The sequence below is a fragment of the Micromonospora sp. CPCC 206061 genome (assembly GCF_036906915.1).
Lineage (GTDB): Bacteria > Actinomycetota > Actinomycetes > Mycobacteriales > Micromonosporaceae > Phytohabitans.
Genome location: NZ_JBAKHX010000039.1, coordinates 21,825 through 45,396 on the forward strand (window position 1 = coordinate 21,825; position 23,572 = coordinate 45,396).

The window sequence follows — 23,572 nt, forward strand, 5'->3', positions numbered from 1 at the left end:
ACTGTGAAGCTGCGGGTGTTGTCGTACAACGTGCACAGCCAGCGTGACGACCAGCAGGCGCTGGCCGGCGTGGTCCGCGACGTCGCGCCAGACGTGGTCGTGGTGCAGGAGGGGCCGCGCCGCTTCCGCTGGCGCGCCAAGGGCGCCGCGCTCGCTCACTCGTTCGGCATGGTGGTCGCTGCGGGCGGCCTGCCCTCGCTCGGCAACCTGCTGCTGACGACGCTCCGCGTGCGGGTACACCGGGCGTGGTGCCTGCGGTTTCCGCTGACGCCCGGGCGGCACCTGCGCGGGGCGGCGTTCGCGGAGTGCTCTGTGGGCCCGGCGCGCTTCGTCCTGGTGGGCTCGCACCTGTCGACCGACGCGGCCGAGCGCCCCGCTCAGGCGGCGCTGCTGCGCGCCGAACTGTCGAAAGTGGACCTGCCGGTGATCGTCGGCGCCGACCTCAACGAGAACTCCGGCGGGGCGGCCTGGCGCACGATCGCCGACGGCCTCACCGACACGGCGGTCGCCGCCGACCAGGCCGACCGGCTCACGTTCTCGTGCGCCAACCCGCGAGACCGCATCGACGCGCTCTTCGTCGACCCGCGCATCCAGGTGTTGGAGTACGACGTGGTCGACACGCCAGAAACCCGACAGGCCAGCGACCATTTCCCCGTACTGGCCGACCTTCTGCTCCCATAAAACCCCCAGGGGGTTGTGATGTAGAGATGTTCATCGATCTGATGGAGGTATGTCCGCATCTCCCACCATCCGTACGATCTTTGACCTGTCCCCCGCCCCCCGACCTCCGCTACGCGCGCTACCGCGCAGCCTCGTCGCGTTCTACCGTGATCCGGCGTCCCAGCTCGCCCTGCTCCTCACCGCCGTGGTCATGTGCTACGTCGGCGGCGCGGCGATGTTCTGGTTCCACGCCGTCTACCTCGACGAAGGCGGACCGGCAATTAGCTGGGTCGTGCACTGGCTGCTCGACTCGTCGTTCGCGTTCGTCGCGCTGACCCCTGCGCTCGCGCTGATCCTGCCGTTCTCGGTGTGGGCGGCCAGTGCCCTCGCGCCCGCGTCAGCCCGCCTCATCCCCTGGTTGTACGCCGCCGTGGCCGGCACCATGTTCGCGCTCGTCACCACGCCGGGCCCGATCGCGCACGACATGATCGTTGGGCGCGGCACCTGGGTCGCCAACCGCGTGACCGACATGGTCGGCGACTCGTCCGCCCCCCTGACCCCGGTGGCCGACTACCCACCGCTGGCCGCGATGAGCCAGCAACTGGGCGCGGGCGTCCCGTTGTACATCGGCCTGATGGCCCTGTCGGTGGTCCTCCTCCGCGCAGTAGTCCTCCGCCCCCTCTCGCCCCCCGCCTAGCCCCCGCGCCGCCCCCGCCCCGCGCCGCCCCCGCGCCCGCCCCCGCCCCGCCCCGGCGCCGCCCCTCACGCGCCGGGGAGAACCTCCTCTCCCGTCGATCAAGGGCAAACGCACGTGATTCGATCTCAAAACCACGTGCATTTGCCCTTGATCGATGCGGATGCCCTTGATCGCTGCGTCCCCCTTTCTCCGCCGCCCACTGCCGTCGCCCGCTGCCGGGCCATGTCTGGAGGCCGCGCCGCTTCCGGCGCCGACCCTGGCTCACCCGCCGCGGCGTCGTTCGCTCGCCTGTTGACCCGCGTCGTCCGGCTTGTCGACCGGCCTTGGGTGGCGGGGCAGGGTCACCGGAGGCTGATGCGACGGCGATCCGGAGGTCGTCCCAAGCGTGCGCGCCACGTGAGCCGCGTCGATCGGCGGCCTGGGCGCCGCACTTCGAGGGACAGTGCGGCATCAGCGTGCCCCGGAGGGCGCGATTTCGGGGAAGTTGCCCGCCGCCGGCGCGGCTGCCGCCGGCCCGGCCGCCGGCGAGGCGGCTGCGGCGCGGTGTCGGCCAGCGTCGGACCGAGACCGCGGTCGGCGATCAAGGGCATCTGCGTCGATCAAGGGCAAATGCACGTGGTTCGATCTCAAAACCACGTGCATTTGCCCTTGATCGACGGGAGAAGGGGCGGAGAGGAAAGGGCGGGAGAACGGTGGGGGGAGGGGCGGAAAAGTGGGATGGCCGGGGGGCGAGCGGTATCGGATGGGGTGGGGGGTGGACAAAGGGGGCGCACAGTCGAGAGGATTTCGCAGCCACACAAAAGGAGAATCTCGGTGCCCACCTCCACCGATCATGACGGCGCTACCCTCTGGCGCGACGGGCGGCCGGTCTACGACCGCGGTGAGACCGTGTGCGTCATAGGCGCCGGGGTCAGCGGCCTGGTCGCGATCAAGAACCTCAAGGAGCACGGCTTCGGCGTCGACTGCTACGAGCGCGAAACGGGCGTAGGCGGCGCGTGGAACTGGCGGCACGATCGCAGCCCCGTCTACGCGAGCGCGCACCTGATCTCGTCGAAGCCGTTCACCCAGTACCCGGATTTTCCGATGCCGGACGACTGGCCGGACTATCCGCACCACAGCCAGGTGCTCGCCTACCTGGAGCGGTACGCGGACCATTTCGACCTGCGCCCGCACGTCTGGTTCGGCACCGAGGTGGTCAAGGTCGAGCCTGCCGACGAGCAGAAGTGGGATGTGACCACGCGCAGCACGGGCGGGTACGGCGCGGAGCGCACGCACCGGTACGCGGCGGTCGTGGTCGCCAACGGGCACAACTGGTCGCCGAACATGCCTGAGTACGAGGGGATCGACGGGTTCCGCGGCAAGATCATGCACTCGTCGGCGTACCAGGATCCGGCCCAGTTGCGGGGCAAGCGGGTGCTGGTCGTCGGTGGTGGTAACACCGGGTGCGACATCGCGGTCGAGGCCGCGCAGCAGGCGGCCCGCTGCTGGCACTCGACCCGCCGCGGATACTGGTACGCGCCCAAGTACGTGTTGGGGCGCCCCGCCGACCAGGTCAACGACGCGATCCTGGCGCTGCGGCTGCCTCTGCGGGTGCGGCAGTGGCTGTTGCAGTGGACGCTGCGGCTGGCCGTGGGTGACCTGACCCGGTTCGGCCTGCGCAAGCCCGACCACAAGATCTACGAGACGCACCCGATCGTCAACAGCCAGGTGGTCTACCACCTCGGGCACGGCGGGATCAGCCCGGCGCCCGACGTGAAGCGGTTCCGGCAGTACAGTGTCGAGCTCGCCGACGGCACCGAGATCGAGCCGGATCTGGTGGTGTTGGCTACCGGATACCAGCCGCGGTTCGAGTTCCTGGCGCCGGAGCTGCTCGGCATCGGCGCCGACGGCCGGCCGAAGCTGCACATGCACGCGTTCTCCCGGCAGCACCCGACGCTGGCCGTGGTGGGCCTGCTGGAGTCCGACTCGGGCCTGCCAACGCTCACGCACTGGCAGAGCGTGGCGGTCGCGCGGTGGTTGCGGATGCGTGAGGCGGCACCGCAGCGGGCGGGCGAGTTCTGGGCGAGCCGGGTGGCGAAGGCGCCAGAGCGCCGCTTCCTCGGTGCGAACGTCAAGGACACGCCGCGGCACTGGTTCGAGATCGCGCACGTGGACTATCTGCGCGCGTTGCAGAAGACCCTGAACGAGATGGCGACCGCATGAAGCACCCCACGAAGTCCTTCCGCTTCGCTCCACGACTCCGCGGGGGCCCCGCATGAAGCACCCCACGAAGTCCTTCCGCTTCGCTCCACGACTCCGCGGGGGCCCCGCATGAAGCACCCCACGAAGTCCTTCCGCTTCGCTCCACGACTCCGCGGGGGCCCCGCATGAAGCACCCCACGAAGTCCTTCCGCTTCGCTCCACGACTCCGCGGGGGCCCCGCATGAGCACCAGGATCATTCGTTTTCGTGACTGGGCGCGTCCGGTGCGGCCGGTACGCCGTGAGGTGTTGTCGGCGACCCCGGAGTCCGACGAGGGCAAGCCGCCGGTGCTGTTCGTGCCCGGGTTCGGGCACGGCGCGTGGGTGTTCGCCGAGCACTGGCTGGAGCATGCCGCGTCCCGCGGGTTCCCTGCGCACGCGGTCAGCCTGCGTGGGCATGGCGGCAGCGGCCCTGGGCCGAAGGCCACGCTTCGGGCGTACACGCATGATGTCGTGCAGGTGGCGGCGAGCCTGCCGCGCCAGGCCGTGCTGGTCGGGCAGGGGGCTGGGGCTCTGGTGGTGGAGCGCGCCTTGGCGCGCTACCCGGCGCGCGCCGCGGTGCTGGCGGCGCCGGTGCTCGGCGGGTGGGTGACGCTGGCGACGGCGCTGCGGCGCAATCCGGCGGGGACGGCGCCGGCGGTGTTCGGCGGGCGGTTGCGGATGGGGCGCCGCCAGCTTTTCAGCCGCGAGGTCCCGGAGGCGACGGCGAAGGCCTACACAGCGCGGCTCGGCCGCGCCTCGGCGCGCGCGCAGTGGCAGCTGCTCGCGCATCGCGCGACCGAGCCGCCGGTCGGTGATCCGCCGGTACTGGTGGTAGGCAGCCCCGACGACCGTGTGGTGCCGGCGTCGGCGCTGACGAAGGCGGCTCGCCGGTACGGTGGTGCGCCGTTGATGTTTCCCGGTATGGGTCACGACCTAATGCTCGACGCGCGCTGGCGCGAGCCGGTCGACGCCATCCTGGACTGGCTGGACAAGGGCGCCACCATGTGAGCGCATCCGGTCCACTGTAGACATAAAGCGGTCCTGGGGAGGCGCTATGGCGAACGGTGATGTCCCGCTGGTGGTCTGCGTGTCGGCCGACCTCGAACTACGCAAGTGGATCGTGCAACGTATCGACCGGCGTACGCCGGTGCTGGTCTGCACCGACCTGGACGAGCTGCGTGCCACGCTCTTCCCGGCCGAGACAAGACCGGCCGGAGAGGCGCCGAGACCGGCAGGCGGCGCGGCGGAGCCAGCGGCGGCGGTCAGTCACGGCGAGTTCGTCGTCGACGTCGACGGTCACCAGGTCACGTGGCGCGGCGGCGTGGTGGCGACGACGCGGCGGGAGCGGGAACTGCTCGCCCGGCTCGCCCGTCCACCGCTTGCGGTGTGGCCGTACGAGAAGCTGTTCGTCGAGGTCTGGGGCGGCTCGTACCTGGGCGACTCGTCGATACTGCACTCGGCGGTGAAGCGGCTGCGCCGCAAGCTCCGGGGCGCCGACGGGGCACCGGGGATCGAGACGGTGCGCGGCGTCGGGTACCGGCTCAGCTCGTAAGGCGGGTCATCAGCGAGCCCGACCGGTCCAGCGCGGTGACGTACGACCGGGCCCAGGCCTGGATGTCGTGGGTGCGCAGGTGCGCGCGCATGGCGGCCATCCGGCCGCGCACGTCGCTCGGTGCGGCTTCGAGCGCGTGCATGAGCGTGAGCTTGAGCCCGTCGAGGTCGTGCGGGTTGACCAGGTACGCCTGGGTCAGCTCGGCGGCGGCCCCGGCGAACTCGCTGAGCACCAGCGCGCCGTCGCCGTCGACGCGGGCGGCGACGTACTCCTTGGCCACGAGGTTCATGCCGTCGCGCAGCGGGGTGACCATCATGACGTCGGCCGCGCGGTACAGTGCGGCCAGCTCGGCCCGGTCGAAGGGCTGGTTGAGGTAGTGGATGGCGGGCTCACCGACCCGGCCGAACTCGCCGTTGATGCGGCCCACCTCGCGCTCGACCCGGTCGCGGAGGATCTGGTACTGCTCGACCCGCTCGCGGCTCGGCACCACGACCTGGACCAGCACCGTGTCGCGCACCTTGATGTGTCCGTCGGCGAGCAGTTCGCTGTATGCCTTGAGCCGGTGCTCGATGCCCTTGGTGTAGTCCATCCGGTCGACGCTGAGGATCATGTGCTGTGGCTCGCCGAGGTCCTTACGCAGTTGGTTCGCGTGGGCCACCACGTCGGGGCGTGCCGCCAGCACCTCCATCTCGGCCATGTCGATCGACACCGGGAAGGCACCGATGCGGACCACCCGGTCTTCGACCGCGATCCGCCGGTCGGTGGCCGGCACCTGGAGCACCTTGGCCGCGAGCTGGGCGAAGTTGTGCGCCGCCTGGGCACGCTGGAACCCGACCAGGTCGGCGCCCAGCATCCCCAGCAGCAGCTCGGCGCGGCGGGGCAGCTGCATGAAGAGCTCTGGCGGCGGGAACGGCACGTGCAGGAAGAAGCCGATCAGCAGGTCGGGCCGGAGAGCACGGAGCATCCCCGGCACGAGCTGAAGATGGTAATCCTGCACCCAGACGACCGCGCCGGGCTCGGCCGCCTCGGCCGCAGCCTCGGCGAACCGCTGGTTGACCCGCTGGTACGACTCCCACCAGCGGCGGTGGTAGACGGGCTGCTCGACCGCGTCGTGGTACAGCGGCCACAGGGTCGCGTTGGCGAAGCCCTCGTAGTGCTGGCGCACGTCGTCTTCGGAGAGGGCGACGGTGCGCATGCGGACGCCGTCGATGTCGGGCAGGGTCGGCGCGGTGTCGGTGCCGCCCGCCCAGCCGACCCAGATGGCCGGCGCATGCTGGAGGATCGGGTGCAGGGCACTGACCAGGCCGCCCGGGCTGCGACGCCATTCACAAGCGCCGTCGGGCGCCACGGTGTCGTCGACGGGCAAGCGGTTGGCCACCACCACGAGGGAACTCTGCCGCATTGGGCACCTCGTCTCGGTGCGCGCGCATCGGTTGGGGTCTTCGCCTATTAGGAGTATTCCTACTGACGCGAAGTTACGCGAGTGTTACGCAGTGACAACAGAGGTCGATGAATTTCGCTGAATCCTCAAACCACCGCGCCGTCGTCCGGGTCATCCTCTTCGTCATCTCCGGAGCGCAGCCGCAGCACCAGCGTGACAAACCCGGTGAGGATCGCCGCGAAACCCAGGACGGTCGCGACGGCCCGGTCGATGGGCGCCAGGTCGGGAAACAGGAAAAGCAGGAAGCCGCCGATGATGGCGAGGATGCCGACCACGGCGTACTTGGAGATGCGCGGCAGCGGTGGTGGTGGCGGTGGCGTGTAGCTCTCGTCGTCGTCCGCCGGCAGTTGCGCGCCGAACGTGTCCAGACCGTCCAGTAGGGAGGGTTCGGGCTTCGCGGGCGCCAGCTTCGGGGGCGTGAGCGTTATGTCTGTGATATGGGTCGCGTCCGCGAGGCCGTCGCTCTCGGTGCGGACCTCAGGGGCCCGGCCACTCGGCACGTCCTCCACCGCCGGCCAGGGCGGCGTCCGCGTGTCCACGTCAGCATGGTACCCAGCCACGATGCGCGCCCACTCGGTCTCGACGTCCGGCTCCTTGGCGGCTGCCGCCTCGTCGGTCAGCCGCGTCAGGTAGTCGCGGGCCACGGCCAGATGGGCACGGTCGACATACAGGCGGTCGGTCGGCCGGGATGGCATCGTGGTGGTGCGCGTCACGGGGTTGAGGTCGGACGACGGCTGGAGGTACGCCGCGATGCCACCCGCCGCGAGCACGTCGAGCAGGTGCTCGCCGACCCGGGGATCGACGTCGCCGGCGACGGCGTACTCGGTCGCGTCGAGCCCGTTGTCCCGCCGACCCCGCCGCGCGCCACCCGCAGTCACCGCTTGTCCTCCTCGCGCGCCTTGCTCTGCTTCCCTCACGGCAACACTCGCCGTGCTCTGAATCGTGACACGGCGAGGACAGGTTCGGGGAGTGCGTTGTGGTGCGGTGTACCTGGTTCGTAGGCTCATTGCCGACAGTTCCCGGCGCGGAACTCTGCGGGAAGGACGCGCGTGCTCTACTGGTTGCTCAAGTACATCCTGCTCGGGCCATGGCTGAGATTGATCTGGCGGCCCCGGGTCGAGGGTCGGGAGCACGTTCCTGACTTCGGGCCGGCGATCATCGCGAGCAACCACCTGTCGTTCTCCGACTCGATCTTCATGCCGCTGATGGTGAAGCGGAAAGTCACCTTTGTCGCCAAAGCCGAGTATTTCACTGGTAAAGGGATCAAGGGTTGGCTCGTGAAGATGTTCTTCGTCGGCACCGGCACGATCCCCGTCGACCGGTCCGGCGGGCGAGCCGCCCAGGCCGCCCTCGACACTCAGCTCCGCGTGCTCCGCGAGGGCAAGCTGGCCGGCATCTACCCGGAGGGCACCCGCTCCCCGGACGGCCGGCTGTACCGGGGCAAGACGGGCGTCGCCCGGCTCGCCCTGGAAAGCGGCGCCCCGGTGATCCCGGTCGTCATGCTCAACCTCGACGAGATCCAGCCACCAGGCAAGATCATTCCGAAGGTCAAGCGGGTGCACATCCGGTTCGGGGCGCCCCTCGACTTCAGCCGGTACGCGGGGATGGCGGGCGATCGGTTCGTCGAGCGGGCGATCACGGACGAGATCATGTACGAGCTGATGGAGCTGTCGGGGCGCGAGTACGTGGACATCTACGCCCAAAAAGTCAAGTCCAAGCCCGCCCCCGAACCTTCGACCCCCATAGCCGCCTGACCTCGCACCGCGCCGGCGCACCGCGCCGTGGCGTGCCGGCGCGCGCGGCCGCCCGCGGCCCTTTCCGCGGCGCGCCCGCGGCCCTTTCCGCGGCGCGCCCGCGCCCCCTTGCCGCCGATCAAGGGCAAACGCACGTGGTTTGATCTCTTTTCCGCGTGCATTTGCCCTTGATCGATGCAGATCTCCTTGATCGACGAGGCGAAGCCGCGCCTGCGGCGTGCGGGCGCGGCGTGCGGGCGCGGCGTGCGGGCGCGGCGTGCGGGCGCGGCGTGCGTGCGGGACGGGCGCGGCATGCGGGACGGGCGCGGCATGCGGGCGCCGTTAGGAGGCTAGAGGCGCGTAGCGGGGGTGGGTGCCGGCCTCGGCCAGGCGGAGGAGGCCGGGCGCGCGGTTGCGGTGGGCGAACGCCCGCACCTCCGTCAGTGCCACGTCCGCGCCCGCCCGGTCGCCGGCACGCCTCAGCTCCCCAACCGCCAGCGTCAGGGCAAGTATCCGGTCGGTAGCGTCGGGGATCCCGGCATAGATCTCGGCGGCAGCCAGATACCCCGCCGCGTTGGCCGCGAGCGTGTGCCGGGCCGCGTCGACCCACGGGGTGCGGTGCCTCACCTCGGCCAGCATGCCGGCGACCCGGGCGGTGGCGTCGGCGCCGGTCAGCACGGCCGCGTACGCCGCCGCCGTCACCCATTCGCCGCTGGCCAGTACCGGAACGCGGCGCCACGAGTCGGCCAGCTCGGTGAGCAGCGCACCCGCCTCGCGCCGCCGCCCCTGGAGCGCCCGGCACAGCGCGCCGAGCCCGAGCGCGGTCCAGTGTGGCCGGTGGAAGCCGCTGCCCCGGGCCGCTTCGAGCGTGGCGTCGACGTCGTCGGCGCTCTGGTCGCCGCGCAGCACCCGCAGGGCGGAGCGCAGTCCGCGTACCTGGATGTCCCAGCGCCCGCCCGGGGTTTCGAGGAAGGCGTCGGCGGCGGCCAGAAGGGCACCGAAGTCACCGGCGAAGTACGCCCGCATGGCCTCGCCGGAGTACCCGGTGGCCAGCGTCTGCCCGGTCCCGGAGGAACTGGAGGAGGAGCGGAGCAGCTCGTCGGAGCGTACCCAGTCGCCTTCCTCGCGCACCGCGTACGCGAGGTTTTGCACGGCCCGGGGGAGCGCCCGCAGCCGCCGTTCCCGGCACAGCCGGGTGACCGCCCACAGTTCGTCGAGCCCGGCGGGGTCGCCGAGCTGGTATCGCGCCATCGCGACGGTGATGCGCGCGTTCGCCAGTACCTCGGCGGCGTCCGGGGCGGGCAGCCTGGAGGCGATCTCGACCGCCGCGCCCGCGGCGGCGATGGCTGGCTCGCCCTCGTAGTTGAGCATGTGCGAGCGGCCCAGTTCCGCGTACGCGTCGGCCTTTACCACGGTGTCGGGCAGGCTGTCGAAGAGCTCGACCGCCCGGTCCAGGCACGACAGTGCCGCGGGCCGGTCGGCGCGCAGCCAGGCGGCTTGGCCGAGCAGCGTCCAGGCGCGCGCGGCACCGGCGTGGTCGCCGGCGGCGAGGAGGCGGCCGGCGAGGTCGGTGAGGCCGTCGGTGCCGTCCAGGTGCCCGTCGCGGCGGAACGCGATCTCGGTGGCCAGCAGGTCGAGTCGCAGGTCGTCACCGGCCTCGGGGAGGCCCAGCGCTCGCTCGGCGTGGCCGCCGGCCGCGTCCAGGGCGTGCAGCGCGTACGCCCGGCGGGCCGCCCGGTGCAGCGCGTCGCGCGCGGCGGCGGCGTACCGCCCAGCGGGCAGCCCGAGGGCCCGGGCGGTCTCGTGGGCGGCCCAGCGGTGGTGGGTCAGCACGTCGGCGAGGTCGGTGTCGCGGGTGCCGGAGAGCGCGTCGAGCCAGTCGGCGGTGTGTTCGTGCCGGGCGACCCGTTCGGTGCGGGGGAGCCGCTGGTAGCAGACGTCTCGCACGAGCACGTGCCGGAACCGGAACTCGGGCTGCCCGGCGATCGTCGACTCGGGCAGCTCGTGCACGAAGTCGCGCTGGACGAGGCGGCGCAGCGAGCGCTCGACCAGCTCGACGGGCTGCCCGAGCGAGGCGGCGACGGCACCCGGCCAGAAGTGGCTGCCCACGACCGCCGCGGCGAGCAGGGCGGCGCGGTCGGTGCTGTCGAGCAGGTCGACCCGGTTGGCGATGATGGCGTGTACCCCGTCGGGCATTGGCAGGTCGCGCGCCTTGTCCAGTGACCACCCTCGCCCGGACTGGCGCAGCGCGCCCTGCTCGATGAGCATCCGCACGTACTCGTGGGCGTAGAGCGGGTTGCCGTCGGCCATTTCGATGAGCCGGTGCAGCATGTCGGCCGCGAACGCCGGCTGGCCGAACAGGTGTCCGTAGATCGCCGCGATCCCGGCGTCGCGCAGCGGCGGCAGCGTGATGCTGAGTGCCCCGGCCATCGTGCGCGCCCATGCCGGTGCGTGGTCGGCCAGTTCGGGGCGTGCGGTGCACAGGATCATCAGCGGGACGTCGCGGGCGGCGCCGGCGAGCAGGTCGAGGAAGCGCAGCATGGTCTCGTCGGCCCAGTGCAGGTCTTCGAAGACCAGTACCGTCGGCCGGCGCCCTGCCAGCGCGACCAGGAAGCGCCGCCACGCGGACTCGGCCTCTTCGGCGGGCGTCCGGGCGTTGTCGAGGTCGACCCGGCTCGGCCCGCCTCGCAGGCCGACGAGCGGGCGCAGCGCGCCCACGAGGCGTTCGGCCTCGGCGGGCGGCACGAGCTCGCGTACCGTCGCCGCCAGCCGCCGTTCGGCGGTGGGTGCGGGATCGGTGTCGAGGATGCCGGCCTCGGCCTTGACGATGTCGGCGAGCGCGGCGAACGTGACGTTTTCCCCGAACGGGGGACAGTGGCCGACGTGCCACGTGATCGGCTCGGTGACGAGGCCGCGCAGCTCGTTTACGAGGCGGCTCTTGCCGATCCCCGCCTGCCCGAAGACGGTGACGAGCTGCGGCGTGCGGTCGCGCAGGGCCCGCTGCAGGGCGTTGGTGAGCAGGCTCACCTCGTGCTCGCGGCCGGTGAGTGGGGTGGCGTCGGCAGGGCGGTCGGTCCCCGGGCGGCGCAGGGGTGCCGCGGCGAGCCAGACCTCGGTAGGCGCCGAGCGCCCGCGCAGTGTCACCGGCTCGTGCGCGGCGTATCTGATGCCGGACCGGGTCAGCGCGTGCGTGGTGCCGCAGACCAGCACGCCGCCGGGCGGCGCGATCGACTGCATCCGTGATGCGGTGTTGACCACGTCGCCGGCCACGATCGCCTGGCCGCCGTCGCGGGCGGCGGCCACGTCGACGAGTGCCTCGCCGGTCGCCACCCCGACCCGGAAGCGCAGGTCGCCGGCGCCTGGCGGGGCGAAGCGGGCCAGCACCCGCTGCAACTCAAGACCCGCCCGTACGCAGCGAAGCGCGTCTGTCTCGGTGGCCACCGGCGCGCCGAACAGTGCCATCACGGCGTCGCCGATGTACTTCTCCACCACGCCGCCGTACTGCCCGATGACCCGGCGGGCGGCGGAGAAGAAGCCGGTCTGCAGGCCGCGCACCTGTTCCGGGTCGGCGCGTTCGACGTACGGCGTGAAATCGATCAGGTCTACGAAGAGCACGCTGATGCGGCGGCGGTCCTCCTGCGGTACCGGTGTGGCTGGCGCACTGCGCAGCGCGGCGCCGCATCCGGTGCAGAACGCCGTCCCCGCGGCGTGCTGCCGCCCGCAGCGCGGGCAGGCGGCTGGAAGCTCGGCGCCGCAGGACGCGCAGAAGCGGTCGTCGAGTGCGGCTGCCCGGGCACACCGGGGACATGGGGCGGTGATGCCGTCCTCCTGAGGTGGGGGCTGCACGATCGCCGGCAACTCTGCCGAATACCGAGTATCTCGTCCCCGCCGACCACCCGGAAGCGGGTGGACGGCCCAATCATGGTTGGCAGCTCAGCGTTCGGCCATGCCCGCCCGTCGGCGCAGGGCGGCCACGTCGGTGACCACGATGCGGCGACCTTCGGTGCGCAGCCATCCTCGGCTGGCGAAGGAACCGATCGCCTGATTGACGCTCTGCCGCGAGCCGCCGGCCATTTCGGCGAGCTGGCTCTGGTTCAGCTCGATGGTGATCATCGGAGCCTGGCTCTCGCCGGCGAGGCGCACCAATGTCTTGGCGACCCGGCCCGGCAGGTCGAGGAAGACGTGGTCGGCGTTCTGCTCGGTCAGGCGGCGGATCAGCGCGCCCAGCGAGCGCATGACGGCGTCGAGGATGCGTGGGTTGGAGTGCACGAGGTCCATGAATGCGTGGCGTGACAAGGCGAGAGCGGCACAGTCCTCAATGGCCTCGGCGGACGCCGACCGGGTGGACGCGTCCAGAAGGGACACCTCGCCGAGGACGTCGGGCGGGCGGATCACGTGCAGCACGGCGCGCTCGCCGGTGGGCGAGGTGCGGAACACCGCCACCGCCCCGCGACGTAGGACGATCAGCGACTCGCCAGGGTCGTTCTCGACGAACAGCAACTGGCCTTTGCGATATGTACGGGGAACCGCGGCGGCGATGACTCGCTGCCGCACCTCCGGCTCAAGGCCGGCGAACATCTCGACTCCCGTGAGCGCGTCGCCGGGTTCCGGCAGGCGTCCCTCCACGGTCCAACCCCTCCCCGGTAAGGACCATATTCCCGTCTCGTCCGATGGGGCCGGCAGAAACAGGTCGAACACACAACAATCACCGCCGATGGCGGACCTGTCAACTCCAGATCATGGCCCGTCTGTCGGGTGGTGTACACCCCCGCAATCGCATCGGTGACAGTTATCCGTCCACCCTAAGGGCAGGCTTGCCGGTAGATCTGCTGACGGGCGGGGATGAGTACGGGGGCATCAGCTGATCTCGGCGGCAAGGCGCTGCACCAGAACCGGCCGGAGAAAGGGTGGGGGCATGCTTTCTCCGGCCGGTTGTCGCTTTTAACGGACGCGCCGCTTGCCGCCCGGCATAATCGCCGAGGTGGCATTTGTCGACCCAGTTGGCGCGACGATCCGCAGGGTGTGGCACATCAATCCGGACTCGGTCGAGCCGCTGCCCTATGGACTACAGACCACCGCGTGGCTCGTGAGCGCGGGCGGCGAGCGCTATGTGGCCAAGCGGGCTCGCGCCGACGACCGCGCCCAAGTCCAGGCCGGCCTCGCTGCCGCGGAGCACCTGCGCGTTCAGGGCGTGGATGTCGGCACCCCGGTGCGCACCGCCGACGGCGCACTCTGCGCCGACACTGACGATGGGGTACTGGCACTGCTGCGCGCGGTGCCGGGGCGCCCGCTCGACGGCGCCGACCACCTCGACCAGCAGTGGTGGGGCGACCACCTCGGCCGGGTACACCGGAAGGGAAACGGGTTCACTCATCCGGGTGTCACCCCATGGCATTGGCTCCGGCCGGACGCCGATCACCTGGAAGTGGAGCCGTGGCTGCGGCCGGCGGTCGCCGAGGCGGTGGCCGCCATGACCAAGCTGTGCGTGACCGACCGCCTGACGTACGGGGTGCTGCACGGCGATCCGATGCCCCGCGCGTTCGTGATGAACGTCGAGACCGGGCGCACCGGCTTGCTGGAGTGGGGCGCCGCCGCCTCCGGTCCGCTGGTGTACGACGTCGCCGCCGCCGTGCTGTACGCGGGCGGCGTGCCGGCGGCGGCCGACCTGCTGGAGGCGTACGCCGCCACAGCCCCGGTGTCCAGGGAAGAGCTGGACGCCGCGCTGCCGGTGCTGCTGCGTTTCCGATGGGCGGTGCAGGCCGACTGGCACGCGCGCGCAGTGGACGCCGGTGGCGCGGCGGCCCATCATCAGGACGGGCTGCGACGCGCTCAGGAGGCCCTGGCAGGATAGGCCCTCGATGGTCTACCGCTATTTCTACGACTGTGAGTTCATCGAGGACGGCCGGCTGGTCGACCTCGTGTCGATTGGCGTGGTCGACGAGTACGGCCGGGAGTTCTACGCGGTCTCGACCGAGTTCGACGGTGCCAGGGCGGTGCCGTGGGTGCGGCGCAACGTGCTCGACCGGCTGCCGTCTCCGGCCGACCCCGCGTGGCGCTCGCGCGAACGCATCCGCGACGACCTGTACGAGTTCCTCGTCGAGCCGGTTCGTGGCCGGCCGAACGAGAAGCTGGAGCTGTGGGCCTGGTACGCCGCGTACGACCACGTGGCGCTCGCCCAGCTGTGGGGCTCGATGCCGGCGCTGCCGCGCGAGATCCCCCGGTTCACCAAAGACCTTCGCCAGCGCTGGGACGACGTTGGTCGCCCGCCGCTGCCGAACGCCGAAGCGGATCGCCACGACGCCCTGGTGGACGCCCGCCACAACCTCGCGCGCTGGCGCGCGATGGGCTGAACCCGGCCACCCGGTGTTCAGACGAGGCGACTACAGTGCGCAATTGACGGCTCCGCCCCGGGCCGGCAACGACGCCGACGGGCAACTGCGCCCGCCCACGACGGCGGGTGGGATCGCAACACAATCAGGAGGATTGAGGACATCATGCGTATCGGCGTGCTTACCGGCGGCGGCGACTGCCCAGGTCTGAACGCGGTGATCCGCGCGGTGGTGCGTAAGGGCGTCGCCACCTACGGGCACGAGTTCGTCGGTTTCCGTGACGGGTGGCGCGGCCCGCTGGAGGGTGTGACCAAGCCCCTGGGCATCGCGGAGGTTCGCGGCATCCTGCCGCGCGGCGGCACCATCCTCGGCTCCTCTCGCACCAACCCGTTCAAGATCGACGGGGGCGTTGAGAAGATCAAGGAGAACCTCGCCAACCTCGGGGTCGACGCGCTCGTCGCCATCGGCGGCGAAGACACCCTCGGTGTTGCCACCAAGCTCGACGAGCTCGGCGTCAAGGTCGTCGGCGTGCCGAAGACCATCGACAACGACCTCAACGCGACCGACTACACGTTCGGCTTCGACACCGCGGTCAACATCGCGATGGAGGCCATCGACCGGCTGCACACCACGGCCGAGAGCCACCACCGCACGCTGGTCGTCGAGGTGATGGGCCGGCACGCCGGCTGGATCGCCCTGCACGCAGGCATCGCCGGCGGCGCCAACGTGATCCTGCTCCCCGAGCGGCAGTTCGACATCGACCAGGTCGCCCAGTACGTGGAGAAGCGCTTCCAGCACCAGTACTCGCCGATCATCGTGGTCGCCGAGGGTGCCCAGCCGCTCGACGGCCAGATGGTGCTGCACAACCAGGAGCTGGACTCCTTCGGGCACGTGCGCCTGGGCGGCATCGGCCAGTGGCTGGCCGAGCAGCTGGAGACCAAGACCGGCAAGGAGGCCCGCACGGTCGTCCTCGGTCACATCCAGCGCGGCGGCACGCCCACGGCGTTCGACCGGGTGCTGTCGACCCGCTTCGGCCTGGCGGCCATCGACGCGGTGCACGAAGGCGACTTCGGCAAGATGATGGCCCTGCGGGGCACCGACATCGTCCGGGTGCCGCTGAAGGAGGGCACGGGCGAGCTCAAGACCGTCCCGATCGAGCGGTACACCGAGGCCGAGGTCTTCTTCGGCAGCTGATGCTGGTGCCGTGCCGGCCCGGGAGGGCCGGCACGGCGACCCGAGAGGATGGGGTATGGCGCCCGGCGTGCACACGGTCGCGGTGATCGGCACCGGCAAGATCGGAGAGCTGGTGCTCTCCGGCCTGCTGCGGGCCGGATGGCCGGCCGACAAGCTGATGGCCACGGCCCGGCGCCCCGCGCGCGCCGAGGAGCTGTCGCAGCGGTACGGCATCCGCGTGGTCGACAACCTCACGGCCGTGGCAGAGGCAGATGTACTGGCCATCGCCGTCAAGCCGCAGGACGCCGCGGCCCTCCTCGACGACATCGGTCCGAAGGTGCCGGGCGACAAGCTCGTGATCTCGCTCTGTGCGGGCCTGCCCACCAGCTTCTTCGGGCGGCGGCTGCCCGAGGGCACCCCGGTGGTCCGGGTCATGACCAACACGCCGGCCCTGGTCGACGAGGCGATGACCGCGATCTCGGCCGGCCCGCACGCCACGGTGGCGCACCTCGCGCTCGCCGAAGAGATGTTCAAGCCGCTCGGCGCCACGCTCCGGGTGCCCGAGTCGCAGCAGGATGCGGTGACGGCGCTGTCCGGCTCCGGTCCGGCGTACTTCTACCTGCTCGTCGAAGCCATGATCGACGCGGGCATCCTGCTCGGCCTGCCCCGGCAGGTGGCCCACGACCTGATCGTCCAGACGGCGATCGGCTCGGCCGTCATGCTGCGCGATTCCGGGGAGCACCCGGTGACCTTGCGTGAGGCTGTCACCTCACCGGCCGGCACGACGATCTCCGCCATTCGTGAGCTTGAAAACCATGGGGTACGTGCGGCGCTGCTAGCCGCACTTGAGGCTGCCCGGGACCGCGCGAGGGAACTCGCGGACCAGAATAAATAGGATTCACTCACGCGCTCATCCCTTCCCGCCCCTGCCGACATCCCCGTACCTTCGTAACAGGGAGTAATGGCAAAGGCACTCTGGGAGGTACGGCCATGCGACGTCTCGCGGTAGTCCTCGGCGGTGCGGCATCGGTCCTCTGGTTCGCGGCACCGGCGTCCGCCTTCGCTCACGACAAGGTGGCCAACCCGTACCTGCACACCGTGCTGGACGCGCTCGTGCTGGCCGTGGTGACCGCGCCCGTGTGGACGGCGTACCTCTGGGGTGGGCGGCGCCGGGCGCTGCTGATGGCGCTCGTGGCGCTCGTCCAGGTGCCGGTGGCCGTGATCGCGTTCGTGCCGATCGTGGACCCGATCGTGCACCTGGTCGCGTTCCTGATCGCCCTTGGCCTGACGGGCGCCTCCCTGACCTACGTGCGCCGGTACGCGCCTTCCCCAGCGCCGGCGCAGGAGTCGGTGCGCCGGCTCTGACCCACCGGGGCGCGCCCCGGTTCAGGACCCGCTGTCGGCCGCGCATGCGGCCGGCGGCGGCACGCCAAGCCCGCCGACCGCAGGGCGTGCCGCAGGTACCCGGACCGTGGCAGGTGTCCCCACAGGCGGCGGGCTGGTCATCGGAGCGGCTGGGAGAACGTACCCGCCGAGCGTGAGGGCGGTGACCAGCCCGCCGTCGCATACCTTCGACACCGGGGGGCAGCCTGGCAGGGGCGGCCCCCATGAGCCGTCCGGCCCCCGCAGCGCCGTGTACCGGCAGTGTGCCTCGCCGACGTACCCCCAGGCCATGAACAGCTCGATCCCGGCGTAGCTGTACAGCCCGACGGTGCTGATCAGGCCTCCCTCGGGGGCAGTGCTGGCCGGGGCCCCTTCGGCGCGACGGTGGAACGTCCCGCGCAGGCCCGGCACCACGATCCCGTCCAGGTCTACATCGTCGATCACCTTATGGATTCGGTATACCGACAAATCGGGCAGTAGCATGCCTGTAAAACGAATGCACCATACTGTCGGATGTGTTCACGCTGGCCCAGGCCCGACACCTGCTCGCGACGCTCCGCCCGCGGGTCGACGAGCTGATCGTGCTCCGCGCCGACCTCGCCGAGCTCCGCGCCGACCTTGCCGACGGCGGCGCCAGCCCGCACGGTGGCCTACCCGAGATCAAAGCGCTCGAAGCCCGGATCTACGGGATCATCGATGAGCTGGGTGAGCAGGACATTCAGGTCAAGGGGTACGCGCCGGTGCTGCTCGACTTCGCGGGCGAGCGCGAGGGGCGGCCCGTGCTCTGGTGCTGGCTGGAGGGTGACGGCGACATCGGCTGGTATCACCGCCTCGAATGCGGCTTCGCGGGCCGCCGCAAGCTCTGATCCCGCCCCGCGACGCCCGCCCCTTTCCCCCGATCAAGGGCAAACGCACGTGGTTTGATCTCATTTCCGCGTGCGTTCGGCCTTGATCGATGGACTCCTCCTTGATCGGGGCGAGGGCGCGCCGAGCGCTGCTACCGCTCCTGCATGAGCGCGACCGTGTGTCCGTCGGGGTCGGTGAGGAACGACATCCACAGCTCCGTGTCGCCGTCCCGGTGCACGATGTGCGGCGCGCTCCGGGCGGGCACGCCGGCCAGGACCAGGCGAACGTGCTCGGTCTCGATGTCGTCGACGCGGAAGTACAGCACGCACTTGCTCGTGAACTCGGGCGACTCCGGTACACCCAGGTAGAGCCGCACGTCGCCGCTCGCGAAGAACGCCATCCGCTGCCCAGGCACCTCGAAGAGCAGCGGTATCCCGAGCACGTCCCGATAGAACGCTACCGAGCGGGTGATGTCGGTGACGCTGATGTGGATCTGCGCAACTGGTCCGACCACCATGGGCCCTTCCTACCACCTACGCAGGCCTCGCACCCGTCCGCCGATCAAGGAGATCTGCACGGATCAAGGGCATACGCACGCGGAAAAGAGATCGAACCACGTGCGTTTGCCCTTGATCGACGGGAGAGGGCGGGCGTCGGACGCGGGCGTCGGACGGCGGGCGTCGGACGGCGGGGCGGGGGGTGTTAGGGCGGGGTGCGGTCTAGGCGGAGGGTGGCTACGCCGGCTACGGCGTCTATGTCGTAGCGGTCGGCGCCTCGGGACCAGCCGTTCGGGGTGAAGACCGTTCCTGGGGACGGGCTTGCGCGGTTGAAGCGGTCCAGCGTCACGTTCGAGGCGCCACCGCCCACCCGCACCCGCGTCGGCACGTCTCGCGGCGCGTGCAGCGAGAGCTGGTTGACGCCGCCGGTCAGCTTGAGTGGCACGGTGCCCTTGGGTGGCGGAAGGGACAGGTCGACACGCGTCGCGCCGCCGATCAGATCCAGCCCCAGCAGCGACCCGGCGCGCAGGTCGAGCGCGTGGGTGGCGGCGCCGCCGGTGAGGCGTACCCGCCACGGCAGCTTGGAGCTGAGCTGGATGTCGATCGCGCCGGGACCGTCCTGCCCGCTGGGCACGATGTGTAGTTCGACTATTTTGCCCCGGTGTACGGGCCGGGGTGCGCCGTTGGCGCCGCGCGGGGTGCTGATCCGGTACAGGTCGGTGCCGAGATCGGCGGCCTTGATGTTGACCGTGGTGGTGCCCGTGACGAGGTCGAACTCGGCGTCGGTTCGGCTGCCGATCTGGGTCGACACGACGTCGCCGGGTGCCGCGATCATCTGCGGCGGCGGGCCGGTCAGCCTCGGCACCAGCAGTGCCGTGGCCGCTGTGCCGATGACCAGCACGATCGCGCCGAACGCCGCGACCAGCAGGATGCGGCGCGGGCGCCGGTGAGCCCGTGACCCACCCTCTGGCGGTGGTGGTTCGGGCGGCGGCACCGGTGGTGGCAGCGGCGTGAAGTCCATGGGCACGGGCGCCGGCTCCGGCCCGTCTTCGTCGAGCCACGACAGCGTGCGACCGCTTGGCTCAGCGGCTTGCCCGGCCGATGCTTCCATCGTCCCCGTCCTCCTCAGCGAGAGCCCTGCCTTACCTCCAGTGGGGAATACGTACGGTGACGCCAACCGGTTTGATGCCTACGAGAGGCATCGATATCTGACTCGCACATCTTGACGAATTCGCATGTATCTGAGTAGCGTCGCAACAACCTTTTGGAAACTTTCCTAACAGTTTGGAGGCGCGATATGAGCAGACGCGCGCTGTGGGCGGGTGTCGTCGTAGCGGTCGCCGTCGCGGCGGTGCCCGTCGCGACCTCGGCGTTCGGCGCCGGCAGTGTGACCGCCCAGTTCACGGCCACCTCGGACTGGGGCACCGGGCACGAGGTGCGGGTCACGGTGGCCAACGGATCGGACGCCAGCGTGAGCACCTGGCGGATCGAGTTCGACCTTCCAGCCGGTACCTCCATCAACAGCTCATGGGACGCGGACGTCACGCGGACCGGCGATCATTACGTGGCTGTGAAGAAGAGCTGGGCCGGGAGCCTGGCTCCCGGCGCCTCCCAGACCTGGGGCTACATCGGTGCCGGCGCCTTCAGAGCGCCGCTGAACTGCACGATCAACGGCGCGTCGTGCGGCGGCGGCGTCGTGCCGACCACCGCGCCCCCGCCGACCAGCGCGCCTCCCACGACCCCGCCACCCACCACGCCGCCGCCGACGAGCCCGCCGCCGCCCGGCGGCAAGAAGGTCGTCGGGTACTTCGCACAGTGGGGCGTCTACGGCCGGCAGTACTTCGTCAAGAACATCCACACCAGCGGCTCCGCGGCGAAGCTGACGCACATCCTCTACGCGTTCGGCAACGTCACCAACGGCCAGTGCGTGATCGGCGACTCCTACGCCGACTACGACATGGCGTACACCGCGGCGAACAGCGTCGACGGCGTCGCCGACACCTGGGACACGGGCGTACTGCGCGGCAGCTTCGGCCAGCTCCGCAAGCTCAAGAAGATGTACCCGCACCTCAAGGTGATCTGGTCGTTCGGCGGCTGGACCTGGTCGGGTGGGTTCGGGCAGGCCGCGCAGAACCCGGCCGCGTTCGCCAACTCCTGCCACAACCTGGTCGAGGACCCGCGCTGGGCCGACGTGTTCGACGGCATCGACATCGACTGGGAGTACCCGAACGCCTGCGGCCTCACCTGCGACTCCAGCGGGCCGAACTCGTTCAAGAACCTCATGTCCGCGCTGCGTAGCCGCTTCGGCTCCAGCGCCCTCGTGACCGCGGCCATCACCGCGGACGGCAGCAACGGCGGCAAGATCGACGCGGCCGACTACGCGGGCGCGACGGGCAGCCTCGACTGGTTCATGCCGATGACGTACGACTACTTCGGCGCCTTCGCACCGCAGGGCCCCACCGCCCCGCACTCGCCGCTCACCTCGTACCCGGGCATCCCGCAGCAGGGGTTCTGGTCCGACGCGGCGATCCAGAAGCTCAAGAGCAAGGGCGTACCGGCGAGCAAGCTGCTGCTGGGCGTCGGCTTCTACGGCCGCGGCTGGGCCGGCGTCACGCAGAGCGCGCCCGGCGGCACCGCGACCGGTCCCGCGCCCGGCACCTACGAGCAGGGCATCGAGGACTACAAGGTGCTCAAGAACCGGTGCCCGGCGACCGGCACCGTGGGCGGCACGGCGTACGCCTTCTGCGGCGGCCAGTGGTGGAGCTACGACACACCGGGCACGATCGGCGGCAAGATGACGTACGCGAAGAACCAGGGCCTGGGCGGCGCCTTCTTCTGGGAGCTGTCCGGCGACACCACCAACGGCGAGCTGATCACCGCCGTCAAGGGTGGGCTCGGCTAGGCACGTGTTCCCACACAGAGGCGGGGAGTCGGGAGACCGGCTCCCCGCTGGAATATCGGTTGCCTCACAGGCGTTTGCGCGTACCGTGATCGTCATGTTCGCCCCGGTTGGCTTCGCACGTCCCGCAGGCACCCGCCTGCCGGTCGTGGCCGCCGCGTGCGCGACGCCGGTCCGGCTGGATAGCTGACCCCGCTTCGCCGGGGTTCTCCAGCTGTCGTTTCCACCTTTCTCCTTTGTGGGGTTTCACCATGGCCAAGAGCCAGTTCCTGCGTACCAAGCCGCACCTCAACATCGGCACGATGGGTCACGTCGACCATGGCAAGACGACCCTGACCGCCGCCATCACCAAGGTGCTCGCCGCGCACGACCCCTCCGTCAACCGGTTCGTCGCCTTCGACGGCATCGACCGCGCGCCGGAAGAGGTCTCGCGGGGCATCACCATCAACATCGCGCACGTCGAGTACGAGACCGCGACCCGGCACTACGCGCACGTCGACATGCCCGGACACGCCGACTACGTGAAGAACATGATCACGGGGGCGGCCCAGGTGGACGGCGCGATCCTGGTGGTCTCGGCGCAGGACGGCGCGATGCCGCAGACCCGCGAGCACGTGCTGCTCGCCAAGCGGGTCGGCGTGCCGTACCTGGTGGTGGCGATGAACAAGGCCGACGCCGCGGACGACGAGGAACTGCTCGACCTGGTCGAGCTGGAGGTGCGGGAACTGCTGAGCGAGTACGGGTTCCCGGGTGACGAGGTGCCCGTGGTGCGGGTATCGGCGCTCCGGGCGCTAGAAGGCGACCCGCGCTGGACGCGCTCGATCGAAGACCTGCTCGACGCGGTCGACCGGTACATCCCGGTGCCGCCGCGCGAGCTGGGTGAGCCGTTCCTGATGCCCATCGAGAACGTGCTCACGATCTCCGGGCGCGGCACGGTCGTGACCGGCGCGGTCGAGCGCGGTGCGCTGCGAGCCGGCGAGCCGGTGGAGGTGGTCGGGCTCGGTCCGACGCTGTCCACCGTGGCCACCGGGCTCGAGACGTTCGGCAAGTCACTGGACCGGGCCGAGGCCGGCGACAACGCCGCCGTGCTGCTGCGCGGGGTCAAGCGCGACCAGGTGCAGCGGGGCCAGGTGGTGGCGGTGCCGGGCTCGGTCACGCCGCACACCCGGTTCCGGGCGCGGCTGTACGCGCTCACGACCGCCGAGGGCGGGCGGCACACGCCCTTCTTCGGAAACTACCGGCCACAGTTCTACTTCCGCACCACGGACGTGCCGGGGTCGGTGGACCTTGGGTCGGTGACCATGGTGATGCCGGGCGACACCGTCGACCTGGAGGTCGCGCTCGGCAAGCCGGTCGCGATGGAGGTCGGTCTCGGCTTCGCGGTGCGCGAAGGCGGTCACACCGTCGCCGCTGGCACGGTGACCGAGGTGCTGGGCTAGACCGGAGGTGGGGGGAGTGCTGCTCTCCCCACCTCGCCCGGCTGGGGCGTGTCAGACACGCCCTAGGTCGGACGGCTCCAGGCCGAGCTCGCGAGCGGCGGTCTGGCGTACCCACTCGGTGAGCTGGCGCCGAGAGATCACTCGATCATGAATGGTGACCTGCACCGCGAGCCCGTCGATGAGCGCCAGGATCCGCCACGCCGCGCCGGCCGGATCGTCGCATTTGAACGCGCCCGCGGTGACTCCCGCAGTGATCACTTCGGTGAGCGCTTCTTTCCACCGAAGATCGAGGTGCCGGGATACCTTTTCCAGCTCGGGTATGCGCTGCGACTCTGACCAACCGTCAATCCACATTGCCCACGACTTCGAACGGCCGGTCGGCGCGTACAGCTTAAGGATCTTTTTGAGCTTTTCCCGGGGTCTGGCCGACGAGTCCATGACCGCCTGGAGTTGCGCGAGATCTTGCTCTGCAGCGTACGTGAACGCCTGCGCGAGCAGCCGTTCCTTGGTCGCGAAGTGGTAGAAGACCAGGGCCTGGCTGACTCCCGCGGCGTTTGCCACGTCAGCCGTCCGGGTGCTGGCCAGCCCACGCTCCACGATCACGTCGCACGCTGTGCGCAGCAACGTTTCCAGGCGAACCTCCGCTGAACGTCTCGTCACAGCCGACACAGTAACTCATCAATGCGCGAGGCATTTTCCCGG

Annotated in this window: 23 protein-coding genes; 15 read left to right on the plus strand and 8 right to left on the minus strand. The window is 70.6% G+C overall.

What is annotated here, in order from left to right:
* Nucleotides 1-3 precede the first annotated feature (3 nt).
* From V6V89_RS24210 to V6V89_RS24230, 5 genes are all read left to right on the plus strand, one after another.
* On the plus strand, nucleotides 4-681 hold the full coding sequence (locus tag V6V89_RS24210; RefSeq protein ID WP_334621585.1) for an endonuclease/exonuclease/phosphatase family protein: 678 nt from the start codon (nucleotides 4-6) through the stop codon (nucleotides 679-681).
* A 49-nt stretch (nucleotides 682-730) separates the two neighbouring features.
* Nucleotides 731-1,357, plus strand: coding sequence for a hypothetical protein (locus tag V6V89_RS24215; protein WP_334621586.1), 627 nt, complete (start codon nucleotides 731-733; stop codon nucleotides 1,355-1,357).
* A gap of 813 nt (nucleotides 1,358-2,170) precedes the next feature.
* Nucleotides 2,171-3,559 (plus strand): flavin-containing monooxygenase, encoded by a 1,389-nt coding sequence (locus tag V6V89_RS24220; protein ID WP_334621587.1) that lies wholly within the window; start codon nucleotides 2,171-2,173, stop codon nucleotides 3,557-3,559.
* A 220-nt stretch (nucleotides 3,560-3,779) separates the two neighbouring features.
* On the plus strand, nucleotides 3,780-4,586 hold the full coding sequence (locus V6V89_RS24225) for an alpha/beta hydrolase (RefSeq protein ID WP_334621588.1): 807 nt from the start codon (nucleotides 3,780-3,782) through the stop codon (nucleotides 4,584-4,586).
* Nucleotides 4,587-4,632: 46 nt separating this feature from the next.
* Nucleotides 4,633-5,130 carry a winged helix-turn-helix domain-containing protein gene (locus V6V89_RS24230; protein WP_334621589.1) on the plus strand — a complete coding sequence of 166 codons (498 nt, stop codon included), beginning with the start codon at nucleotides 4,633-4,635 and terminating at the stop codon, nucleotides 5,128-5,130.
* Here V6V89_RS24230 and V6V89_RS24235 read toward each other — a convergent pair.
* Nucleotides 5,120-6,532 (minus strand): alpha,alpha-trehalose-phosphate synthase (UDP-forming), encoded by a 1,413-nt coding sequence (locus tag V6V89_RS24235; protein ID WP_334621590.1) that lies wholly within the window; start codon nucleotides 6,530-6,532, stop codon nucleotides 5,120-5,122. The genes V6V89_RS24230 and V6V89_RS24235 overlap by 11 nt on opposite strands.
* Nucleotides 6,533-6,657: 125 nt before the next feature.
* The gene (locus V6V89_RS24240) at nucleotides 6,658-7,449 is read right to left on the minus strand and encodes a DUF308 domain-containing protein (RefSeq protein ID WP_334621591.1); all 792 of its coding nucleotides are present in this window, start codon (nucleotides 7,447-7,449) and stop codon (nucleotides 6,658-6,660) included.
* A 171-nt stretch (nucleotides 7,450-7,620) separates the two neighbouring features.
* Between V6V89_RS24240 and V6V89_RS24245 the strand changes: the two genes are divergently transcribed.
* Both V6V89_RS24245 and V6V89_RS24250 read left to right on the plus strand, forming a co-directional pair.
* Entirely contained in the window at nucleotides 7,621-8,325 is a 705-nt protein-coding gene (locus tag V6V89_RS24245; RefSeq protein ID WP_334621592.1) for a lysophospholipid acyltransferase family protein, read from the plus strand.
* Nucleotides 8,326-8,499: 174 nt separating this feature from the next.
* Nucleotides 8,500-8,658, plus strand: coding sequence for a hypothetical protein (locus V6V89_RS24250; RefSeq protein ID WP_334621594.1), 159 nt, complete (start codon nucleotides 8,500-8,502; stop codon nucleotides 8,656-8,658).
* Here the strand turns inward: V6V89_RS24250 and V6V89_RS24255 are convergent.
* Both V6V89_RS24255 and V6V89_RS24260 read right to left on the minus strand, forming a co-directional pair.
* Nucleotides 8,647-12,150, minus strand: coding sequence for an ATP-binding protein (locus tag V6V89_RS24255; protein ID WP_334621595.1), 3,504 nt, complete (start codon nucleotides 12,148-12,150; stop codon nucleotides 8,647-8,649). The genes V6V89_RS24250 and V6V89_RS24255 overlap by 12 nt on opposite strands.
* A gap of 87 nt (nucleotides 12,151-12,237) precedes the next feature.
* Nucleotides 12,238-12,930 carry a Crp/Fnr family transcriptional regulator gene (locus tag V6V89_RS24260; protein ID WP_334621596.1) on the minus strand — a complete coding sequence of 231 codons (693 nt, stop codon included), beginning with the start codon at nucleotides 12,928-12,930 and terminating at the stop codon, nucleotides 12,238-12,240.
* A gap of 355 nt (nucleotides 12,931-13,285) precedes the next feature.
* Here V6V89_RS24260 and V6V89_RS24265 point away from each other — a divergent pair, with 355 nt between their 5' ends.
* The 5 genes from V6V89_RS24265 (at nucleotide 13,286) to V6V89_RS24285 (ending at nucleotide 17,171) form a co-directional block, all read left to right on the plus strand.
* On the plus strand, nucleotides 13,286-14,155 hold the full coding sequence (locus V6V89_RS24265) for a phosphotransferase enzyme family protein (protein WP_334621598.1): 870 nt from the start codon (nucleotides 13,286-13,288) through the stop codon (nucleotides 14,153-14,155).
* A 7-nt stretch (nucleotides 14,156-14,162) separates the two neighbouring features.
* Nucleotides 14,163-14,654 carry a polyadenylate-specific 3'-exoribonuclease AS gene (locus tag V6V89_RS24270; protein WP_334621599.1) on the plus strand — a complete coding sequence of 164 codons (492 nt, stop codon included), beginning with the start codon at nucleotides 14,163-14,165 and terminating at the stop codon, nucleotides 14,652-14,654.
* 144 nt (nucleotides 14,655-14,798) lie between these two features.
* Nucleotides 14,799-15,827, plus strand: a complete 1,029-nt coding sequence (locus V6V89_RS24275; RefSeq protein ID WP_334621601.1) for a 6-phosphofructokinase — start codon at nucleotides 14,799-14,801, stop codon at nucleotides 15,825-15,827.
* A gap of 55 nt (nucleotides 15,828-15,882) precedes the next feature.
* On the plus strand, nucleotides 15,883-16,701 hold the full coding sequence (gene proC / locus V6V89_RS24280) for a pyrroline-5-carboxylate reductase (protein WP_334621642.1): 819 nt from the start codon (nucleotides 15,883-15,885) through the stop codon (nucleotides 16,699-16,701).
* 95 nt (nucleotides 16,702-16,796) lie between these two features.
* Nucleotides 16,797-17,171, plus strand: coding sequence for a hypothetical protein (locus V6V89_RS24285; protein WP_334621602.1), 375 nt, complete (start codon nucleotides 16,797-16,799; stop codon nucleotides 17,169-17,171).
* A gap of 21 nt (nucleotides 17,172-17,192) precedes the next feature.
* On the opposite strand, the gene V6V89_RS24290 is transcribed toward V6V89_RS24285, so the two are convergent.
* Nucleotides 17,193-17,633, minus strand: coding sequence for a hypothetical protein (locus tag V6V89_RS24290; RefSeq protein ID WP_334621603.1), 441 nt, complete (start codon nucleotides 17,631-17,633; stop codon nucleotides 17,193-17,195).
* Nucleotides 17,634-17,704: 71 nt separating this feature from the next.
* Here V6V89_RS24290 and V6V89_RS24295 point away from each other — a divergent pair, with 71 nt between their 5' ends.
* A complete protein-coding gene (locus V6V89_RS24295; protein ID WP_334621604.1) occupies nucleotides 17,705-18,055 on the plus strand; it encodes a DUF2203 domain-containing protein in 351 nt (116 codons plus the stop codon).
* Nucleotides 18,056-18,186: 131 nt separating this feature from the next.
* On the opposite strand, the gene V6V89_RS24300 is transcribed toward V6V89_RS24295, so the two are convergent.
* Both V6V89_RS24300 and V6V89_RS24305 read right to left on the minus strand, forming a co-directional pair.
* Entirely contained in the window at nucleotides 18,187-18,552 is a 366-nt protein-coding gene (locus tag V6V89_RS24300; RefSeq protein ID WP_334621605.1) for a VOC family protein, read from the minus strand.
* 185 nt (nucleotides 18,553-18,737) lie between these two features.
* A complete protein-coding gene (locus V6V89_RS24305) occupies nucleotides 18,738-19,643 on the minus strand; it encodes a hypothetical protein (RefSeq protein ID WP_334621606.1) in 906 nt (301 codons plus the stop codon).
* A 186-nt stretch (nucleotides 19,644-19,829) separates the two neighbouring features.
* Between V6V89_RS24305 and V6V89_RS24310 the strand changes: the two genes are divergently transcribed.
* Together V6V89_RS24310 and tuf are read left to right on the plus strand one after the other, a co-directional pair.
* Complete coding sequence (locus V6V89_RS24310) at nucleotides 19,830-21,434, plus strand: glycosyl hydrolase family 18 protein (protein WP_334621607.1); 1,605 nt, start codon at nucleotides 19,830-19,832, stop codon at nucleotides 21,432-21,434.
* A 248-nt stretch (nucleotides 21,435-21,682) separates the two neighbouring features.
* Nucleotides 21,683-22,870, plus strand: coding sequence for an elongation factor Tu (gene tuf / locus V6V89_RS24315; RefSeq protein ID WP_334621609.1), 1,188 nt, complete (start codon nucleotides 21,683-21,685; stop codon nucleotides 22,868-22,870).
* 51 nt (nucleotides 22,871-22,921) lie between these two features.
* Here the strand turns inward: tuf and V6V89_RS24320 are convergent, their stop codons facing one another.
* The gene (locus V6V89_RS24320) at nucleotides 22,922-23,530 is read right to left on the minus strand and encodes a TetR/AcrR family transcriptional regulator (protein ID WP_334621610.1); all 609 of its coding nucleotides are present in this window, start codon (nucleotides 23,528-23,530) and stop codon (nucleotides 22,922-22,924) included.
* Nucleotides 23,531-23,572 lie beyond the last annotated feature (42 nt).

Bases quoted from the DNA above. Each gene is read 5' to 3' on its own strand.
- V6V89_RS24235 (WP_334621590.1), bottom strand. From the start codon at position 6,532: ATGCGGCAGAGTTCCCTCGTGGTGGTGGCCAACCGCTTGCCCGTCGAC.
- V6V89_RS24285 (WP_334621602.1), top strand. From the start codon at position 16,797: ATGCGACGTCTCGCGGTAGTCCTCGGCGGTGCGGCATCGGTCCTCTGG.
- V6V89_RS24230 (WP_334621589.1), top strand. From the start codon at position 4,633: ATGGCGAACGGTGATGTCCCGCTGGTGGTCTGCGTGTCGGCCGACCTC.
- tuf (WP_334621609.1), top strand. From the start codon at position 21,683: ATGGCCAAGAGCCAGTTCCTGCGTACCAAGCCGCACCTCAACATCGGC.
- V6V89_RS24225 (WP_334621588.1), top strand. From the start codon at position 3,780: ATGAGCACCAGGATCATTCGTTTTCGTGACTGGGCGCGTCCGGTGCGG.
- V6V89_RS24300 (WP_334621605.1), bottom strand. From the start codon at position 18,552: ATGGTGGTCGGACCAGTTGCGCAGATCCACATCAGCGTCACCGACATC.
- V6V89_RS24250 (WP_334621594.1), top strand. From the start codon at position 8,500: ATGCAGATCTCCTTGATCGACGAGGCGAAGCCGCGCCTGCGGCGTGCG.
- V6V89_RS24270 (WP_334621599.1), top strand. From the start codon at position 14,163: ATGGTCTACCGCTATTTCTACGACTGTGAGTTCATCGAGGACGGCCGG.
- V6V89_RS24275 (WP_334621601.1), top strand. From the start codon at position 14,799: ATGCGTATCGGCGTGCTTACCGGCGGCGGCGACTGCCCAGGTCTGAAC.
- V6V89_RS24310 (WP_334621607.1), top strand. From the start codon at position 19,830: ATGAGCAGACGCGCGCTGTGGGCGGGTGTCGTCGTAGCGGTCGCCGTC.
- V6V89_RS24215 (WP_334621586.1), top strand. From the start codon at position 731: ATGTCCGCATCTCCCACCATCCGTACGATCTTTGACCTGTCCCCCGCC.
- proC (WP_334621642.1), top strand. From the start codon at position 15,883: ATGGCGCCCGGCGTGCACACGGTCGCGGTGATCGGCACCGGCAAGATC.
- V6V89_RS24305 (WP_334621606.1), bottom strand. From the start codon at position 19,643: ATGGAAGCATCGGCCGGGCAAGCCGCTGAGCCAAGCGGTCGCACGCTG.